Source organism: Rhodococcus sp. NPDC054953, assembly GCF_053609225.1.
The window spans coordinates 19,858-36,174 of record NZ_JBSGXD010000014.1; the positions used below are offsets into that span (position 1 = coordinate 19,858).

The 16,317-nt window shown below is 69.1% G+C and carries 15 protein-coding genes and 2 tRNA genes; 7 read left to right on the forward strand and 10 right to left on the reverse strand.

Annotated elements, in window-relative coordinates:
- Positions 1-78 precede the first annotated feature (78 nt).
- The 3 genes from ACWF62_RS11650 to ACWF62_RS11660 all read left to right on the forward strand — a co-directional run bounded on the left by ACWF62_RS11650 (position 79) and on the right by ACWF62_RS11660 (position 3,961).
- Positions 79-2,385 carry an FdhF/YdeP family oxidoreductase gene (locus ACWF62_RS11650; protein WP_452630131.1) on the forward strand — a complete coding sequence of 769 codons (2,307 nt, stop codon included), beginning with the start codon at positions 79-81 and terminating at the stop codon, positions 2,383-2,385.
- Positions 2,385-3,209, forward strand: coding sequence for a formate dehydrogenase accessory sulfurtransferase FdhD (gene fdhD, locus ACWF62_RS11655; protein WP_452630132.1), 825 nt, complete (start codon positions 2,385-2,387; stop codon positions 3,207-3,209). Before ACWF62_RS11650 ends, fdhD begins: the two co-directional genes overlap by 1 nt.
- A 128-nt stretch (positions 3,210-3,337) precedes the next feature.
- Positions 3,338-3,961: a class I SAM-dependent methyltransferase gene (locus ACWF62_RS11660; protein ID WP_452630133.1), complete on the forward strand. Its 624-nt coding sequence runs from the start codon at positions 3,338-3,340 to the stop codon at positions 3,959-3,961.
- A gap of 25 nt (positions 3,962-3,986) precedes the next feature.
- Here the strand turns inward: ACWF62_RS11660 and ACWF62_RS11665 are convergent, their stop codons facing one another.
- The 7 genes from ACWF62_RS11665 to ACWF62_RS11695 all read right to left on the reverse strand — a co-directional run bounded on the left by ACWF62_RS11665 (position 3,987) and on the right by ACWF62_RS11695 (position 10,394).
- Positions 3,987-4,601, reverse strand: a complete 615-nt coding sequence (locus tag ACWF62_RS11665) for an MBL fold metallo-hydrolase (RefSeq protein ID WP_452630134.1) — start codon at positions 4,599-4,601, stop codon at positions 3,987-3,989.
- Between the two features lie 38 nt (positions 4,602-4,639).
- Entirely contained in the window at positions 4,640-5,725 is a 1,086-nt protein-coding gene (locus ACWF62_RS11670) for an S-(hydroxymethyl)mycothiol dehydrogenase (protein WP_378506487.1), read from the reverse strand.
- A 139-nt stretch (positions 5,726-5,864) separates the two neighbouring features.
- Complete coding sequence (clpX, locus tag ACWF62_RS11675; protein WP_378506486.1) at positions 5,865-7,142, reverse strand: ATP-dependent Clp protease ATP-binding subunit ClpX; 1,278 nt, start codon at positions 7,140-7,142, stop codon at positions 5,865-5,867.
- A gap of 245 nt (positions 7,143-7,387) precedes the next feature.
- On the reverse strand, positions 7,388-8,050 hold the full coding sequence (locus tag ACWF62_RS11680) for an ATP-dependent Clp protease proteolytic subunit (RefSeq protein ID WP_378506485.1): 663 nt from the start codon (positions 8,048-8,050) through the stop codon (positions 7,388-7,390).
- A 49-nt stretch (positions 8,051-8,099) separates the two neighbouring features.
- Positions 8,100-8,690: an ATP-dependent Clp protease proteolytic subunit gene (locus ACWF62_RS11685; protein WP_378506737.1), complete on the reverse strand. Its 591-nt coding sequence runs from the start codon at positions 8,688-8,690 to the stop codon at positions 8,100-8,102.
- A 196-nt stretch (positions 8,691-8,886) separates the two neighbouring features.
- Positions 8,887-10,239, reverse strand: a complete 1,353-nt coding sequence (gene tig / locus ACWF62_RS11690) for a trigger factor (RefSeq protein WP_378506484.1) — start codon at positions 10,237-10,239, stop codon at positions 8,887-8,889.
- A 78-nt stretch (positions 10,240-10,317) separates the two neighbouring features.
- Positions 10,318-10,394 (reverse strand) — tRNA-Pro (locus ACWF62_RS11695).
- Positions 10,395-10,548: 154 nt separating this feature from the next.
- Between ACWF62_RS11695 and ACWF62_RS11700 the strand changes: the two genes are divergently transcribed.
- A tRNA-Gly gene (locus tag ACWF62_RS11700) sits at positions 10,549-10,622 on the forward strand.
- A gap of 128 nt (positions 10,623-10,750) precedes the next feature.
- On the forward strand, positions 10,751-11,884 hold the full coding sequence (locus ACWF62_RS11705) for a nitronate monooxygenase (RefSeq protein ID WP_378506483.1): 1,134 nt from the start codon (positions 10,751-10,753) through the stop codon (positions 11,882-11,884).
- 7 nt (positions 11,885-11,891) lie between these two features.
- Here ACWF62_RS11705 and dinB read toward each other — a convergent pair whose 3' ends face one another.
- Positions 11,892-13,115, reverse strand: a complete 1,224-nt coding sequence (gene dinB / locus ACWF62_RS11710; protein ID WP_378506482.1) for a DNA polymerase IV — start codon at positions 13,113-13,115, stop codon at positions 11,892-11,894.
- A gap of 147 nt (positions 13,116-13,262) precedes the next feature.
- Between dinB and ACWF62_RS11715 the strand changes: the two genes are divergently transcribed.
- A complete protein-coding gene (locus tag ACWF62_RS11715) occupies positions 13,263-14,072 on the forward strand; it encodes a DUF1542 domain-containing protein (RefSeq protein WP_378506481.1) in 810 nt (269 codons plus the stop codon).
- Positions 14,073-14,124: 52 nt separating this feature from the next.
- On the opposite strand, the gene ACWF62_RS11720 is transcribed toward ACWF62_RS11715, so the two are convergent.
- The gene (locus ACWF62_RS11720) at positions 14,125-14,922 is read right to left on the reverse strand and encodes an Fpg/Nei family DNA glycosylase (RefSeq protein WP_378506480.1); all 798 of its coding nucleotides are present in this window, start codon (positions 14,920-14,922) and stop codon (positions 14,125-14,127) included.
- Between the two features lie 4 nt (positions 14,923-14,926).
- Entirely contained in the window at positions 14,927-15,406 is a 480-nt protein-coding gene (locus ACWF62_RS11725) for a ribose-5-phosphate isomerase (RefSeq protein ID WP_378506479.1), read from the reverse strand.
- Between the two features lie 105 nt (positions 15,407-15,511).
- Between ACWF62_RS11725 and ACWF62_RS11730 the strand changes: the two genes are divergently transcribed.
- On the forward strand, positions 15,512-16,288 hold the full coding sequence (locus ACWF62_RS11730) for an SDR family NAD(P)-dependent oxidoreductase (RefSeq protein WP_378506478.1): 777 nt from the start codon (positions 15,512-15,514) through the stop codon (positions 16,286-16,288).
- Positions 16,289-16,317 lie beyond the last annotated feature (29 nt).

Genomic DNA, 16,317 nt, shown 5'->3' on the forward strand with positions numbered 1-16,317 from the left:
GGTGAGGCTATCCCAATTTGCGACACCCGTGTGCGGTGTTGCCTATCGGTCCGCTCCCGATCGCGCCACTATGGACACATGACTCGCAAAGCCCCGGCACAGGACATCGACGAATCCCAGGTCGCGGTCAGCCCCCCGAAGGACCACGCCGCGGGGGTCAAGGCCGTCGTGGTGTCAATGGAGCGAGCCGTCGAGCAGATGGGGGTGGCGCGCACCGCCCAGACGTTGACCCGGCTGAACCAGCGGCACGGCTTCGACTGCCCCGGCTGCGCGTGGCCGGAGACGCCCGGGCACCGCAAGCCAGCCGAGTTCTGCGAGAACGGCGCGAAGGCGGTCGCGGAGGAGGCGACGCTGCGGACCGTCACCCCGGAGTTCTTCGCCGCGCACCCGCTGGCCGAACTGGCGGAGAAGACCGACTACTGGCTGGGTCAACAGGGCCGGATCACCCATCCGATGGTGCTGAGGGAGGGGGCGAGCCACTACACCCCGATCGACTGGGACGAGGCCTACCGGCTGATCGCCGACACGTTGACCGCGCTCGCCACGCCGGATGAGGCCGTCTTCTACACCTCGGGCCGCACCAGCAACGAGGCCGCATTCCTGTACCAGTTGATGATCCGCAGCTTCGGCACCAACAACATGCCGGACTGCTCGAACATGTGCCACGAGTCGTCGGGCAGTGCGCTGACCGAGTCGATCGGCATCGGCAAGGGCTCGGTGACCGTCCCCGACCTCGAGTACGCGGACCTGATCCTGATCGCGGGCCAGAACCCGGGCACCAACCATCCGCGCATGCTGTCGACGCTGGAAGCGGCAAAGGGCAACGGCGCGAAGATCATCGCGATCAACCCACTGCCGGAGGCCGGACTGCTGGGGTTCAAGGATCCGCAGAAGGTCGGCGGCGTGATCGGCAAGGGCGTCGAGATCGCGGACGAGTTCCTGCAGATCCGACTCGGTGGCGACATGGCGCTGTTCCGCGGATTGGCGCGGCTGCTGTTCGAGGCGGACGACGCCGCGCCGGGCACGGTGCTGGATCGGGACTTCATTGCCGAGCACTGCGCGGGATTCGAGGAGTACGAGCGAGCGGCCCGCACCGTCGATCTCGACACTGTCCTCGACGCGACCGGACTGACCAGCACCCAGCTGCGGGACACGGCGGACGCGTTGATCCGGTCCCGGCGGACGATCGCGTGCTGGGCGATGGGGCTGACCCAGCAGACGCACGGCGTCGCGACGATCCAGGAGATCACGAACCTGCTGCTGATGCGCGGGATGATGGGCAAGCCGGGCGCCGGTGTCTGCCCGGTCCGCGGGCACTCGAACGTGCAGGGCGACCGGACGATGGGCATCTGGGAGCGGATGCCCGACAGCTTCCTCGACGCGCTCGACCGCGAGTTCGGCATCACCAGCCCCCGCAAGCACGGCCTCGACACCGTCGACGCGATCCGCGCGATGCGGGACGACCAGGCCCGGGTGTTCATGGCGATGGGCGGCAACTTCCTTCGCGCCACCCCGGACACGGCCACCACCGAGGATGCGCTGCGCCGCTGCCGATTGACGGTGCAGGTGTCCACGAAGCTGAACCGCTCGCACGTGGTCACCGGCGCCACCGCGCTGATCCTGCCGACCCTGGGCCGCACCGACAAGGACATCCAGGCAGGCGGCAAACAGCTGGTGTCCGTAGAGGATTCGATGTCGATGGTGCATCTGTCCCGCGGCAGCCTGACGCCGGTCAGCGAGCACCTGCGCAGCGAGGTGGCGATCATCTGCGACCTGGCACGCGAACTGCTCGGCGCCGAACACAGCGTGCCCTGGCTGGCGCTGTCCGCCGACTACGACCGGATCCGGGACGCCATCTCCCGGGTGGTGCCCGGGTGCGAGAACTACAACGAGCGGGTCCGCCGCCCGGACGGCTTCCAGCTGCCGCATCCGCCGCGGGATCGGCGCGAGTTCCCCACCACCACCGGGAAGGCGAACTTCGTCACCGGCGAGCTGCAGTGGGTGCCGACACCCCCCGGCCGGCTGATCCTGCAGACGCTGCGCAGCCACGACCAGTACAACACCACGATCTACGGCCTCGACGACCGGTATCGCGGCGTCAAGGGTGGGCGCCGGGTGATCTTCGTGTCCGCCGCGGACCTGGTCGAGTTGGGGCTGATCGACGGATCCCGGGTGGACATCGTCTCGGAGTGGACGGCAGCCGACGGCACCGTCGAGGAGCGACGGGTGTCGGACTTCCGGGTGGTCGAGTACTCCACCCCGAAGGGCAACGCCGCCGCCTACTACCCGGAGACCAATCCGCTGATCCCGCTCGATCACGTTGCCGCCAAGTCGAACACGCCGGTCTCGAAGGCCGTGGTGGTGCGGTTGGAGCCGGTCGGCTGATGGGTCGGGTCACCACGAGGCGGCCGGTGCTCCGGATCGCGCCGTCCGGCACCGTCCGGCGCCCGGACAGCCTCGCCGTCGAGGAGCCCCTGGAGATCCGGATGGGCGGCCGATCGCTGACCGTCACCATGCGCACCCCCGGACACGACGTCGACCTAGTGCATGGATTCCTGCTCGGCGAGGGGATCATTCGGTCCGCCGACGACGTCACGGTGATCCGGTACTGCGACGGGGTCGACTCCGACGGCGCGAACACGTACAACGTCCTCGACGTCGCACTGACCGCCGGAACACCGGAACCTGTTGTTGCCCAGCGGAACTTCCTGAGCACCTCGGCCTGCGGGGTGTGCGGGAAGGCGTCGCTCGATGCGGTCCGGGTGCGGGCGCCATACGACCTCACCGCGTCGACGCTGACGGTGCCCGCGACGGTGCTCGCCGCCCTCCCGGACACGATGCGCGCCCGGCAGCGGGTGTTCGACTCCACCGGCGGCCTGCACGCGGCCGGGCTGTTCACCGCCGACGGCGCCCTGCTCGCGCTGCGGGAGGATGTCGGCCGACACAACGCCGTCGACAAGGTCCTCGGCTGGGCAGTCACCGAGGGTCGGGTGCCGCTGTCGGGGACGATCCTCGCGGTCAGCGGCCGCGCCTCGTTCGAGCTGGTGCAGAAGGCCGTGGTGGCCGGGGTACCGATGCTCGCCGCGGTCTCCGCGCCGTCGTCCCTGGCGGTCGACCTCGCCGCCGAGTCCGGTCTCACGCTGGTGGGGTTCCTCCGCGGCGAGACAATGAACGTCTACGCCGGGGCGCAGCGGATCGCCGTGCCGTAGGGCGCCCCGCCGGTCACGAACGGGCGGTTGCCGGACCATCGCCCGAGAGGCGTGTCCAGTAACCGCCCGTTCGGTGCGGCTGCCCACCGCGCGACCCTCCCCACCCGACGATCTGCGACACTCGGGGCGTGACTCAACCGGGCTACGACGCGCTCGCCGATCTGTACTCCGAAACGTTTCCGTCCGCCTATCAGACGGCCCTCGAGCGGCACACGATCGCGGCCTTCGCCGAACTCGTCGGCGACGGGCCCGCGGAGGGTGTCGTGGTGGATGTGGGGTGCGGACTCGGTGGCATCACCGCCGACCTCACCGCACGCGGTCTCGAGGTGATCGGCGTCGACCCGAGCCGCGGCATGCTCGACATTGCCCGCCGCGACCACCCGCACCTCGAGTTCGCCTGCGACGACGCGTTACTCGGATCGGTGGACTTCGGCGGCAGGCCGGTCCGCGCGATTCTCGCACGGTACAGCCTGATTCACGTCCCACCGGCGGATGTCCCGGCGGTGCTGGCTCGATGGGCCGCACTGACGGGTCCCGGTGCACTCGTCGCGGTCGCCGGTCAGAGCACCGATACGCCCGGCGAGATCGTCGAGTTCGATCACGTCGTCCGCCGGGCCTGGCGGTGGCACCCGGATGCGCTGGCCCGGGCACTGGCCGACGCGGGCTTCGACGAGGAGTGGCGGATGACGAGCCGACCGGATGTGCTGCACCGGTTCCCGGACGTCCACCTCGTCGCCCGCCGCCGCCCGTAACCACCCCGGACGGCGGCGGACCGGGTCAGTTGCCGCGCCGGATCCACTCCTCCAGGTGCGGCGACTCGGCGCCGAGGGTGGTGCCGTCCCCGTGCCCGGTGTGCACCCGCGTCTCCGGCGGCAGCGCGAACAGCCTGTCGCGGATCGACCCGATGATCGTCGGGAAATCCGAGTACGAGCGCCCCGTCGCACCGGGACCGCCCGCGAACAGGGTGTCGCCGGTGAACAACTCCCCCGCCTCCGGCAGGTACAGGCACGTCGACCCCGGCGAGTGACCTGGCGTCGCGATGGCCTGGATGTCGGTGCCCGCCACCGTGATCCGCTGTCCGTCCTCCAGCGTCCCGTGCGCGACGCCGGGGTGCGTCATCTCCCACAGCATGTTGTCGGCGGGGCTCAGGAGGATCGGTGCGTCCAGCCGCTCGGACAGTTCGGGGGCGACGGTGATGTGATCGTTGTGCCCGTGTGTACACACGATCGCGACGACCTTCCGGCCCGCGACCGCATCGACGATCGGCTGGGCGGTGTGCGCGGCGTCCACGATCACGACCTCGGAGTCGTCCCCGATCAGCCAGATGTTGTTGTCCACATCCCAGCTGCCGCCGTCGAGTTCGAACGTCCCCGACGTGACGACGCGGTCCACCCGGAACCCGTTCCCCGTCGCTACGCTGGCCTCGCGCGTCACAGCACGACCACCGAACGCAGCACCTCACCGCGGTGCATCGACTCGAACGCCGCCTCGACCTCGTCGAGCGCGATCCGTTCGGTGACGAACTTCTCCAGCGGCAGTCGTCCCTGCCGGTACAGGTCGACGAGCATCGGGAAGTCCCGCTCGGGCAGGCAGTCGCCGTACCACGACGACTTCAGCGCGCCGCCGCGGGAGAAGAAGTCCACCAGCGGCATCTCCAGGGTCATGTCCGGGGTCGGGACCCCGACGAGAACCACGGTGCCTGCCAGGTCCCGCGCGTAGAACGCCTGCTTCCACGTCTCCGGGCGGCCGACGGCGTCGATGACCACGTCCGCACCGAATCCGCCGGTGAGGTCCTGCACGGCCTCGACGACGTCGAACTCGGTCGCGTTCAGCGTGTGGGTGGCGCCGAGGTCCCGCGCCCACTCCAGCTTCTTGGCGTCGCGGTCGATCGCGATGATCGTGTTCGCGCCCGCGAGCCGCGCGCCCATGATCGCGGCGTCACCGACGCCGCCGCAGCCGATGACGGCGACCGAGTCGCCGCGGCCGACATTGCCGGTGTTCATCGCCGCGCCCATGCCCGCCATGACGCCGCAGCCGAGGAGGCCAACGACGGCGGGGTCGGCGGCGGGATCCACCTTGGTGCACTGGCCTGCGTGCACGAGCGTCTTGTCGGCGAAGGCACCGATCCCCAACGCCGGGGTCAGCTCGGTGCCGTCCTCGAGGGTCATCTTCTGCGTCGCGTTGAACGTGTCGAAGCAATACTGCGGGCGGCCCCGCTTGCAGGCACGGCACTGCCCGCACACGGCCCGCCAGTTCAGCACGACGAAGTCGCCGACGGCGACGGAATCGACACCCTCGCCCACGCTTTCGACGACACCCGCCGCCTCGTGGCCGAGCAGGAACGGGTACTCGTCGTTGATGCCGCCGTCCCGGTAGGTGAGGTCGGTGTGGCAGACGCCGCATGCGGCGACGGCGACGACGACCTCGCCGGGGCCGGGGTCGGGGACGGTGATCGGGACGATCTCCACCGGGGCGCCCTTCGAGCGCGCGATCACACCTCGTACCTGCTGCGGCATTTGCCTGATCTCCTCACATGTCCGGCGGGCGCACCGTTGCGATACCCGCGCTGTCGACCGTAACCCCGACGCGCGGGATGGACGAGCAGAGCACGGCGCCCCCACCGGTCGGTGGGGGCGCCGTGGTCCGCTGAAGCTGCTACGCCGACTTGTCGCGGCGCTCGCGGTCCGGCTTGCGCGGCACGATCGTCGGCAGCACGTTGTCGTTGACGGTCTCCCCCGTCACGACCACCTTGGCGACGTCGTCGCGGCTCGGGATGTCGTACATCACCGGCAGCAGAACCTCTTCCATGATGGCGCGCAGGCCGCGGGCGCCGGTGCCGCGCAGGATCGCCTGGTCGGCGACCGCCTCGAGCGCGTCCGTGGTGAACTCGAGTTCCACCCCGTCCATCTCGAACAACCGGGTGTACTGCTTGACTAGGGCGTTCTTCGGCTCCGAGAGAATCTGGACCAGGGACTCCTTGTCCAGGTTCGTCACCGACGCAACCATCGGGAGGCGCCCGATGAACTCGGGGATCAGCCCGAACTTGATCAGATCCTCCGGCATGACCTCGGCGAAGTGGTCCTGGGTGTCGATTTCCGCCTTCGACCGGACCTCCGCACCGAACCCGAGCCCGCGCTTGCCGACCCGGTCGGCGACGATCTTCTCCAGGCCGGCGAACGCACCGGCGACGATGAACAGCACGTTGGTGGTGTCGATCTGGATGAACTCCTGGTGCGGATGCTTGCGCCCGCCCTGCGGCGGCACGCTCGCCTGCGTGCCCTCCAGGATCTTCAGCAGCGCCTGCTGCACGCCCTCACCGGACACGTCGCGGGTGATCGACGGGTTCTCCGACTTGCGGGCGATCTTGTCGACCTCGTCGATGTAGATGATGCCGGTCTCGGCGCGCTTGACGTCGTAGTCGGCGGCCTGGATCAGCTTGAGCAGGATGTTCTCGACATCCTCGCCGACGTACCCGGCCTCGGTGAGCGCCGTCGCGTCGGCGATCGCGAACGGCACGTTGAGCATCTTCGCGAGGGTCTGCGCCAGGTAGGTCTTGCCGCAGCCCGTCGGGCCGAGCATCAGGATGTTCGACTTCGCCAGTTCGACGGTCTCACCGCGCACGTCCCGGCCCTTGTCGCCGGCCTGGATGCGCTTGTAGTGGTTGTAGACCGCGACCGCGAGGGTCCGCTTGGCCGCGTCCTGGCCGATCACGTAGTTCTCGAGGAAGTCGCGGATCTCGGCCGGCTTCGGCAGCTCGTCGAGCTTGACGTCGCTGGACTCGGCGAGCTCTTCCTCGATGATCTCGTTGCACAGGTCGATGCACTCGTCGCAGATGTAGACGCCGGGGCCCGCGATGAGCTTCTTCACCTGCTTCTGACTCTTACCGCAGAACGAGCATTTCAGCAGGTCTCCGCCGTCACCGATGCGTGCCATCTCGTCAGGTCCTACTTCCTTCTCAGCTGCACTCGCTACGGGTGCTGACCGTTCCGGTCCGGCCGGTTGGGTTGCTGTTGGGCCGATGTCGCATGGGCCGCGCCCGACGGGCGTAACCCCTGACTGTGACCGTACCCGCCCAGCCGGAACGGGGTCGACTTGTTGACCGTGTTTCGCGCCGACCCGCCCGGACCGTTACAGGTCGGGCGGGTCGACACCCAGACGTCACAAGCGCACGGGGCGCGTCACTTCTGCGCGGAGAGCTTCCGGTACTCGAGGACGTTGTCGATGATCCCGTAGTCCTTGGCCTCCTCGGCCGTCAGGATCTTGTCCCGGTCGGTGTCCTTGCGGATCACCTGCGGATCCTTGCCGGTGTGCCGACCGAGGGTCTCTTCCATCAGCCTGCGCATCCGCTCGATCTCGGCGGCCTGGATCTCCAGGTCGGAGACCTGCCCCTGGATGCCGCCGGTCGCGGGCTGATGGATCAGCACCCGCGCGTTCGGCAGCGCGAGACGCTTGCCCGGGGTGCCCGCCGCGAGCAGCACGGCGGCCGCCGACGCCGCCTGCCCGAGGCACACGGTCGTGATGTCGGCACGCACGTACTGCATGGTGTCGTAGATCGCCATCAGCGCGGTGAACGAGCCGCCGGGCGAGTTGATGTACATCGTGATGTCGCGGTCGGGGTCCTGCGACTCCAGCACCAGCAGCTGCGCCATCAGGTCGTTCGCGGAGACGTCGTCGACCTGGTTGCCCAGGAAGATGATTCGCTCCTCGAACAGCTTGTTGTACGGGTCGGAGGTCTTGACGCCGTAGCTGGTCTGCTCGGTGAACTGCGGCAGGATGTAGCGGGCCGACGGTCCGGCCGGGGCGGTGCCCGAGAGCGCGCGCGGGGTGTAGAGGTTGGTCATCTGCTTCTCCAGGAAGGTAGGGGGCGTCGGGGCGGACGTGCCGTGCTGCCTAGTTGTTTCCGGTGCCGCCGGCCTGCCGCGCGCGGGAGATGACGTGGTCGACGAAGCCGTACTCGAGGGCCTGGGTCGCGGTGAACCAGCGGTCGCGATCCGAGTCGATCGTGATCTGCTCGACGGTCTGACCGGTGTGCTCGGCGATCAGCTCGGCCATCTCACGCTTGGTCTGCGCGAACTGCTCGGCCATGATCGCGATGTCGGCGGCGGTGCCACCGATGCCGGCGGACGGCTGGTGCATCATGATCCGCGCGTGCGGCAGCGCGTACCGCTTGCCCCGGGTGCCCGCGGAGAGCAGGAACTGACCCATCGACGCGGCAAGGCCCATGCCGAAGGTCGCGATGTCGCACTCGGCGAACTGCATGGTGTCGAAGATGGCCATGCCCGCCGTCACCGAACCGCCGGGCGAGTTGATGTACAGCGAGATGTCGCGGGTCGGATCCTCCGCCGACAGCAGCAGAATCTGCGCGCACAGCTTGTTGGCGATGTCGTCGTCGACCTGGGTACCGAGGAAGATGATGCGCTCGCGCAGCAGTCGCTCGTACACCGAGTCGCTGAGGTTCAGACCTGACGTGGCCGAAGTCATGACGGTGCCCTGCGACGCCGCCGGGTTCTGTGAAGTCACGGTACCTGCCTTCTCGATCGCTGAATGTTCTCGATCACTGGGTTGCCCGACCACGCACGAGTCGCGAGCGGGGAACGTTGTGTCCTGACACAGACACTAACGAACAGGGGCGGCCCCGGAGTCCCGGTGCCGCCCCTGTTCGCTGATGGCGTGAAAACTAGCTCTCGTCCGCCGCCTCGGCCTCGTCGTCCGGGCTGCCGAACAGTTCCTTGGTGTCGACGGTGGCACCGGTGGTGTCGGTGACCGTGAACTTCTCGACCACTCCGGCGAGCGCCTTGCCGCGACGCACGTCGGCGAAGACCGCACCGAGCTGGCCCGCCTGCTGGATCTGCTGGATGAACTGGTCCGGCGCCATGCCGTACTGCTGCGCCTGGAACAGGATCCGCTCGGTCAGCTCCTGCTGGCCGACATTGGTGCCCTCGGCCTCGGCGATCGCGTCGAGCAGCAGCTGCGTCTTGACCGACTTCTCGGCGGACGTCTTGGCGTCGGCCTCGAACTCCTCACGCGAGGAGCCCTGCGACTCGAGCAGCTCGGCGAGCTTCGCCTCGTCGTGGTCGAGGCCGTGGACCGCGTCGTGGATGGCGGCGTCGACCTCGGCCTTGACGACGGCCTCGGGCAGCGGGACCTCGACGGTCTCGAGCAGGGTCGCGAGGACCTTGTCCCGGATCTGGCCCGCCTGCTCGACCTTCTTGACGCGCGCAACGCGCTCACGCAGGTCGGCGTTCAGCTCGTCGAGGGTGTCGAACTCGCTGGCCATCTGGGCGAACTCGTCGTCGGCCTCGGGCAGCTCACGCTTCTTGACGGTGTCGACCTTGACGGTGACAACCGACTCCTTGTCGGCGTGCTCGCCCGCGACCAGCTTGGTGGTGAACTCCTTCGACTCACCGGCCTTCAGACCGATGATCGCCTCGTCGAGGCCCTCGATCAGCTGGCCGGACCCGACCTCGTGGGACAGGCCGGTGGTGGAGGCCTCCGGGACGTCCTCGCCGTCGACGGTCGCGGACAGGTCGATGGAGACGAAGTCGCCTTCCTCGGCGGCCCGGTCGACGCCGACCAGGGTGCCGAAGCGCTGACGCAGCGACAGCAGCTGCTCGTCGACGGCCTCGTCGGTGATCTCGATCGGGTCGACCTCGACGGCCAGCGCCGCAAAGTCGGGCAGGGTGATCTCGGGGCGCACGTCGACCTCGGCGGTGAACGCGAGCTCCTGGCCGTCCTCGATCTTGGTGATCTCGATCTCGGGCTGGCCGATCACCTTGACCTCGCCGGCGACGACCGCCTCCTGGTAGCGGCCCGGCAGCGCGTCGTTGACGACCTGCTCAAGCACCGCGCCGCGACCGACACGCGCCTCGAGCAGCTTCGCCGGGGCCTTGCCCGGGCGGAAGCCGGGGAGACGGATCTGCTGCGCGAGGGCCTTGTACGCCTTGTCGAAGTCGGGCTTGAGCTCCTCGAAGGGCACCTCGACGTTGATACGGACCCGCGTCGGGCTCAGCTGCTCGACGGTGCTCTTCACGGACATGCTCCTTCGTGTGGTCTATCCGGTGTGCGGGCACCCGATCTTCGGATGCCCGCGTCTGTTTCGTGTTGTCCCTGGTCGGGGTGACAGGATTCGAACCTGCGACCCTCCGCTCCCAAAGCGGATGCGCTACCAAGCTGCGCCACACCCCGTCCGTTCGCGAAGTACCGACCCCGCGAATCGAAACCGCGGCGCCCGCACCGAGTGGGAATCCTACGACCACCCGATTGGCGAATCCAAAGCGAGGTTATGTACAGTCTCCAACGCAGACGGCAGTCATGGCGATCCCAAGTTGTCGTATGCGTCGGGGATGTAGCTCAATGGTAGAGCCCTAGTCTTCCAAACTAGCTACGCGGGTTCGATTCCCGTCATCCCCTCCAGCAGGGCAAAGCCCGCCACCATTCGGTGGCGGGCTTTTTCGTTTCCCTGGACCGCCCCGCAGCGCCGCGCACCGATCTAAGGTGCAACCTGTTACAGGTTTGCCACCGAATCAGTGAAGGAACCGCGCATGCACACCCCGCTCTGCGATGACCTCGGCATCGAGTTCCCCATCTTCGCGTTCACCCACTGCCGCGACGTCGTCGTCGCGGTCAGCAAGGCGGGCGGCTTCGGAGTGCTCGGCGCGGTCGGGTTCACCCCCGAGGAGCTCGAGATCGAGCTGAACTGGATCGACGAGCACATCGGCGACCACCCCTACGGTGTCGACATCGTCATCCCGAACAAGTACGAGGGCATGGACTCGAACCTGTCCGCGGACGAGCTCACCACCATGCTGCAGAACATGGTGCCGAAGGAGACGCTCGAGTTCGGGCGCAAGATCCTCACCGACCACGGCGTCCCCCTGCCCGATGATGGCAGCGATAACGCGTTGCAGCTTCTCGGCTGGACGGAGGCCACCGCCACCCCGCAGGTCGAGGTCGCGCTGCAGCACCCGAAGGTCACCCTGATCGCCAACGCGCTCGGGACCCCGCCGGTCGAGATGATCAAGCACATCCACGACGCGGGCCGCAAGGTTGCCGCGCTGTGCGGCTCGCCCTATCAGGCCCGCAAGCACGCTGACGCAGGCGTCGACATCATCATTGCGCAGGGCGGCGAGGGCGGCGGCCACTGCGGCGAGGTCGGCTCGATCGTGCTGTGGCCGCAGGTCGTCAGGGAGGTCGCGCCGGTGCCGGTGCTCGCGGCGGGCGGTATCGGCAGCGGCCAGCAGATCGCGGCGGCACTCGCGCTCGGCGCGCAGGGCGCCTGGTCGGGCTCGCAGTGGCTGATGGTGGAGGAGGCGGAGAACACCCAGGTCCAGCAGCAGGCGTACATCGACGCCTCCAGCCGCGACACCGTCCGCAGCCGGTCCTTCACCGGTAAGCCCTGCCGGATGCTGCGCAACGACTGGACGGAGGCGTGGGAGCAGGAGGGCAACCCCGAACCGCTTGGCATGCCGTTGCAGTACATGGTCTCCGGCATGGCCGTCGCCGCAACACACAAGTACCCGAACGAGACCGTCGACGTCGCGTTCAACCCGGTCGGGCAGGTCGTCGGCCAGTTCACCAAGGTCGAGAAGACGTCCGCTGTGATCGAACGCTGGGTGCAGGAGTACCTCGAGGCGACGGGCACCCTGGAGCAGCTGAACGAGGCCGCGAACGCCTGAGCCTGCGCTAGGGGTCGGGAAGGATCGGGACGCTCGCTCCCCGCTCCTTCCCGAGCAGCGCGGCCCTGGTGACGGCGACCGACCCGAACCGGTCCCGGACCGCGTCGAGTGCGCTATCGAGCGCGGTCACGTCCGGTGACCCGGCCGCGGCGGCCGTATCGAACGGCAAGGCCAGCTGTTCGGCGCCCTCCCTGTCGAGGCCGGTGAGCGCGACCCCGACCAGGGTCAACCCGCGCTCGGCAATGACCGGGCCCGCCTGCGCCAACAGCGCCCGCACCGCCGCGAGCACCGTCTCCGTGCGGGCGGTCGCCTGCGGCAGCGTCCGGGACCGGGTCGCGCGGGTGTAGTCCGCGAACCGCAACCGAATCACGACGGTGCGGCACACCCGCCCGGCGCGGCGCAGCCGACGCGTGACCCGGTCGACCAGTGCGGCGGCGAGCGCGTCGATCTCGGCCGGGGAGCGCGGCCCGCGGCCGAGGGCGTGCTGGGCGCCGATCGAGCGGCGGCGGGTTCCGGTCTGCACCCGGCGCGGATCGCGAGCCGAGGCCAGCGCGTGGAGGTGCCGGCCGGCCGCGCCGCCCACCACCGCGACGAGTTCGCGTTCCGGCAGCGCCGCCATCTGCCCGACCGTCGTGATGCCGTAGTCGCGCAGCGTGCGACTCGTCACCGCGCCGACGCCCCAGAGCCGCTCCACCGGCAGTGGATGCAGGAACGCCAGTTCGCGATCCGGCGGTACGAGCAACAGACCGTCCGGCTTACCCACCGCGCTGGCCACCTTGGCGAGAAACTTGGTCCGAGCGATCCCGACGGTGATCGGCAGCCCGACCCGGTCCCGGACGTCGCGGCGCAGTTTCGTTGCGATCTCGGTCGGCGTGCCCGCGATCCGGGACAGACCACCGACATCGAGGAACGCCTCGTCGATCGAGATGCCCTCGACCAGCGGCGTGACGTCCCGAAACACCTCGAACACGGCCCGGCTCGCCGCCGCGTAGGCGGACATGCGCGGCGGAACGACGATCGCCTGCGGGCACAGCCGCCGCGCAGCCGCCCCGCTGCTCGGGGTCCGCACCCCGAACGCCTTCGCCTCGTAGCTCGCCGCGAGGACCACCCCGCCGCCGACGATCACCGGCCTGCCGCGCAGCGACGGATCGTCGCGCTGTTCGACCGACGCATAGAACGAGTCGAGATCCGCGTGCAGGATCGTCGCCTCTTCACGATTGGACACGAACACATGTTCGCATCGGTCGCCGACAAGTTTCGCGGCAGCCGAACGGTAGCGGGAGGCAACGCCGAAACACCGGTATCCTGAGGATGTCCGTTTTGTCCCCGTGTGCGAACCGCCCACGCCCTTCCGGCCGGTTCGTCTGGAAGGTCTCGTGTGGAACTCCTCCTGATCCTCGTCGTCCTGGGCGCCGTCGTCTTCCTGGTCATGAAGAGCCAGAAGAAGTCGGTCGGACACGCCGCCAACCAACTCGAGGACGCCAAGGCCGACGCCAGGCAGTCGATCGAGCGACTCGGCGGCCAGGTCTTCAATCTGACCGGCACCGACGACGCGTCCAAGCAGGCGCTCGCCGACGCCTCCGAACGCTTCACCGCGGCAGGCTCCCAGATCGAGCAGGCGAACACGCCCGCACAGGCACGCCTGGCGAAGCAGACCGCGCTTGAGGGCCTGTACTACATCCGCGCCGCACGCACCGCGATGGGCATGGACCCCGGCCCCGAGGTGCCCAGCATCGACGGGCAGCGGGCCGCCGGTCAGGTCACCGAGGACCGGCAGATCGACTTCGAGGGCAGGCAGGTGGCGGCCTCGCCGAACCCGTCGGCGGCGACGCCAAACTACTACCCCGGCGGTCGCGTCGCCGGTCGACCGGTCCCCGCCGGCTGGTACTCGGAGCCGTGGTGGAAGCCCGCGCTCGTCGCAGGCGCCTGGGGCATCGGTTCGATGATGCTCTTCTCCGCGATGTTCAGCGGCATGGCCGGCGTCCCGTACGACGCGCAGTCGTTCGAGAGCGGCGCGGGCGACGGCAGCGACGCCGGCGGTGACGCGGGCGGCGACATGGGCGACGGCGGCGACATGGGCGGCGGGGGCGACATGGGCGGCGGGGGCGACATGGGCGGCGGCGGCGACGTCGGCGGCCAGGACTTCGGCGGCTTCGACGGTGGCGGCATGGACTTCGGCGACTTCTGAGTTCTCGACGCAGGGCGGCCCGGGTCCGATCGGATCCGGGCCGCTTCGTCCGTCAGGCCAGCTGACAGGTGGGGCACCAGAACAGGTTGCGGCCCTTCATGACCGCGTGCAGGACCGGGGTGCCGCACACCCGGCACGGCTCCCCCGCCCGCCGGTAGACGTAAGTGCGCGGGCGGTCCACCGCGTACGACGGGGCACCGCGGTCATGCTCGGGGCGCACCACGTGCATCACTCCGGCGTCGACGCCGACCGCCATCAACGCGACCAGGTCGCCCCAGATCGCGTCCCACTCCTCGCGTCCCAGCTTCGCGCCGGGACGGTCCGGGTGGATGCCGTGCCGGAACAGCACCTCAGCGCGGTACACGTTACCGACCCCCGCGAGCACCGCCTGATCCATCAGCAGGGCGCCGATCGCGCTCTGCGACTTGGAGATTCGGCGCCACGCCCGATCCGGGTCGGCATCGGTCCGCAGCGGGTCCGGCCCGAGCCGACCTTCGAGTGCCCGCACCTGCGGCTCGTCGTAGATCTCGCACGCCGTCGGACCCCGCAGGTCGGTACCCACCTCCGCGCCGATCATCCGCATCCGCACCTGCCCGACCGGTTCCCCCATCGGCAGCGGCAATTCGGTGAACTTTCCGTACAGCCCGAGGTGGACGTGCACGATCCGTCCGCCCTCGTAGTGGTGCAGCAGATGCTTTCCGTACGCGTCCGCCCGTTCGAGTACCCGACCGTCGACCGCCGCCGCACCTGCCAGGAATCGGCCCTGCGGGCTGAAGACGCGAACGGGAGCACCGGCGAAGCGTGCCTGGTGCTCCCGCGCGAGTCGATGCAGGGTGTGCCCTTCGGGCACGCGTTCAGTTCTCGACGCCGGGGACTGCGGGGGCGTCGCCGGTGCGCTCGTACGCGGCGAGGATGTCGATGCGGCGCTGGTGACGCTCCTCGTTCGACCACTCGGTGGCGAGGAACGCGTCGACGATGGCGAGTGCCTCCTCGACCGAGTGCATGCGGCCGCCGATGCCGATCAGCTGGGCGTTGTTGTGCTGCCGCGCGAGCTGCGCGGTCTCCACGCTCCAGGCCAGCGCGCAGCGGGCGCCGGGAACCTTGTTGGCAGCGATCTGCTCACCGTTGCCGCTGCCGCCGAGGACGATGCCCAGGCTGCCCTCGTCCTCGACGACGCGGCGAGCGGCGTCGATGCAGAAGGCCGGGTAGTCGTCGAGGGCGTCGTATTCGTGCGCCCCGCAGTCCACCGCCTCGTGCCCGTTCGCGATCAGATGGTCCTTGATGGTGTTCTTGAGCTCGAAGCCGGCGTGGTCGGCACCCAGGTATACGCGCATGCATCGATGATAGGGACCGGCGAGGAGGTTCCCGCCAGGGACCACGGCGGGGCGAAGTTTCCACCACCGGCCACGCCGAACTGAGCGAACGCTAGGGTCTGCGCTATGGAACTCAACGGAACCAGTGCAATCGTCACCGGCGGCGCGTCCGGCATCGGCGCGGCCACCGCCCGGCAGCTTGCCGCCCGCGGATCGAAGGTCGTCATCGCGGACCTCAACGCGGAGGTGGGCAACGCCCTCGCCAAGGAGATCGACGGCCTGTTCGTCCAGGTCGACGTCACGAACACCGACCAGATCGTCGAGGCCGTCGACGCCGCGTCCGAGCTCGGCCCGCTGCGCGCCGCCGTCAACTCCGCTGGCATCGGTTCCGCATCGAGGACCATCGGCCGGGACGGCAGCTACGAGTCCGCGTTCAATCTCGACCTCTACAAGAAGGTCATCGAGATCAACCTGATCGGCACCTTCGACGTGACCCGCATCGCGGCGACCGCGATGAGCCGCCTCGACCCCACCGCCACCGGCGAGCGGGGCGCGATCGTCAACATGGCGTCGGTCGCGGCGTTCGACGGCCAGATCGGGCAGGCCGCGTACTCCTCGTCGAAGGGCGGAGTCGTCGGCATGACCCTCCCGGTCGCCAGGGACCTCGCCGCCGCTGGCATCCGGCTCAACACCGTCGCGCCCGGCCTGATCGACACCCCGATCTACGGTTCCGGGCCGCAGTCCGACGCGTTCAAGGCGAAGCTCGGCGAGAGCGTGCTGTTCCCGCACCGTCTCGGCGTGCCGGACGAGCTCGCGAGCATGGTGCTCGAACTGCTCACCAACTCGTACATGAACGCCGAGGTCGTCCGCGTCGACGGCGGCATCAGGATGCCCCCGAAGTAGCCTCCCCGATCCTCCCCTCGCCCCACCCC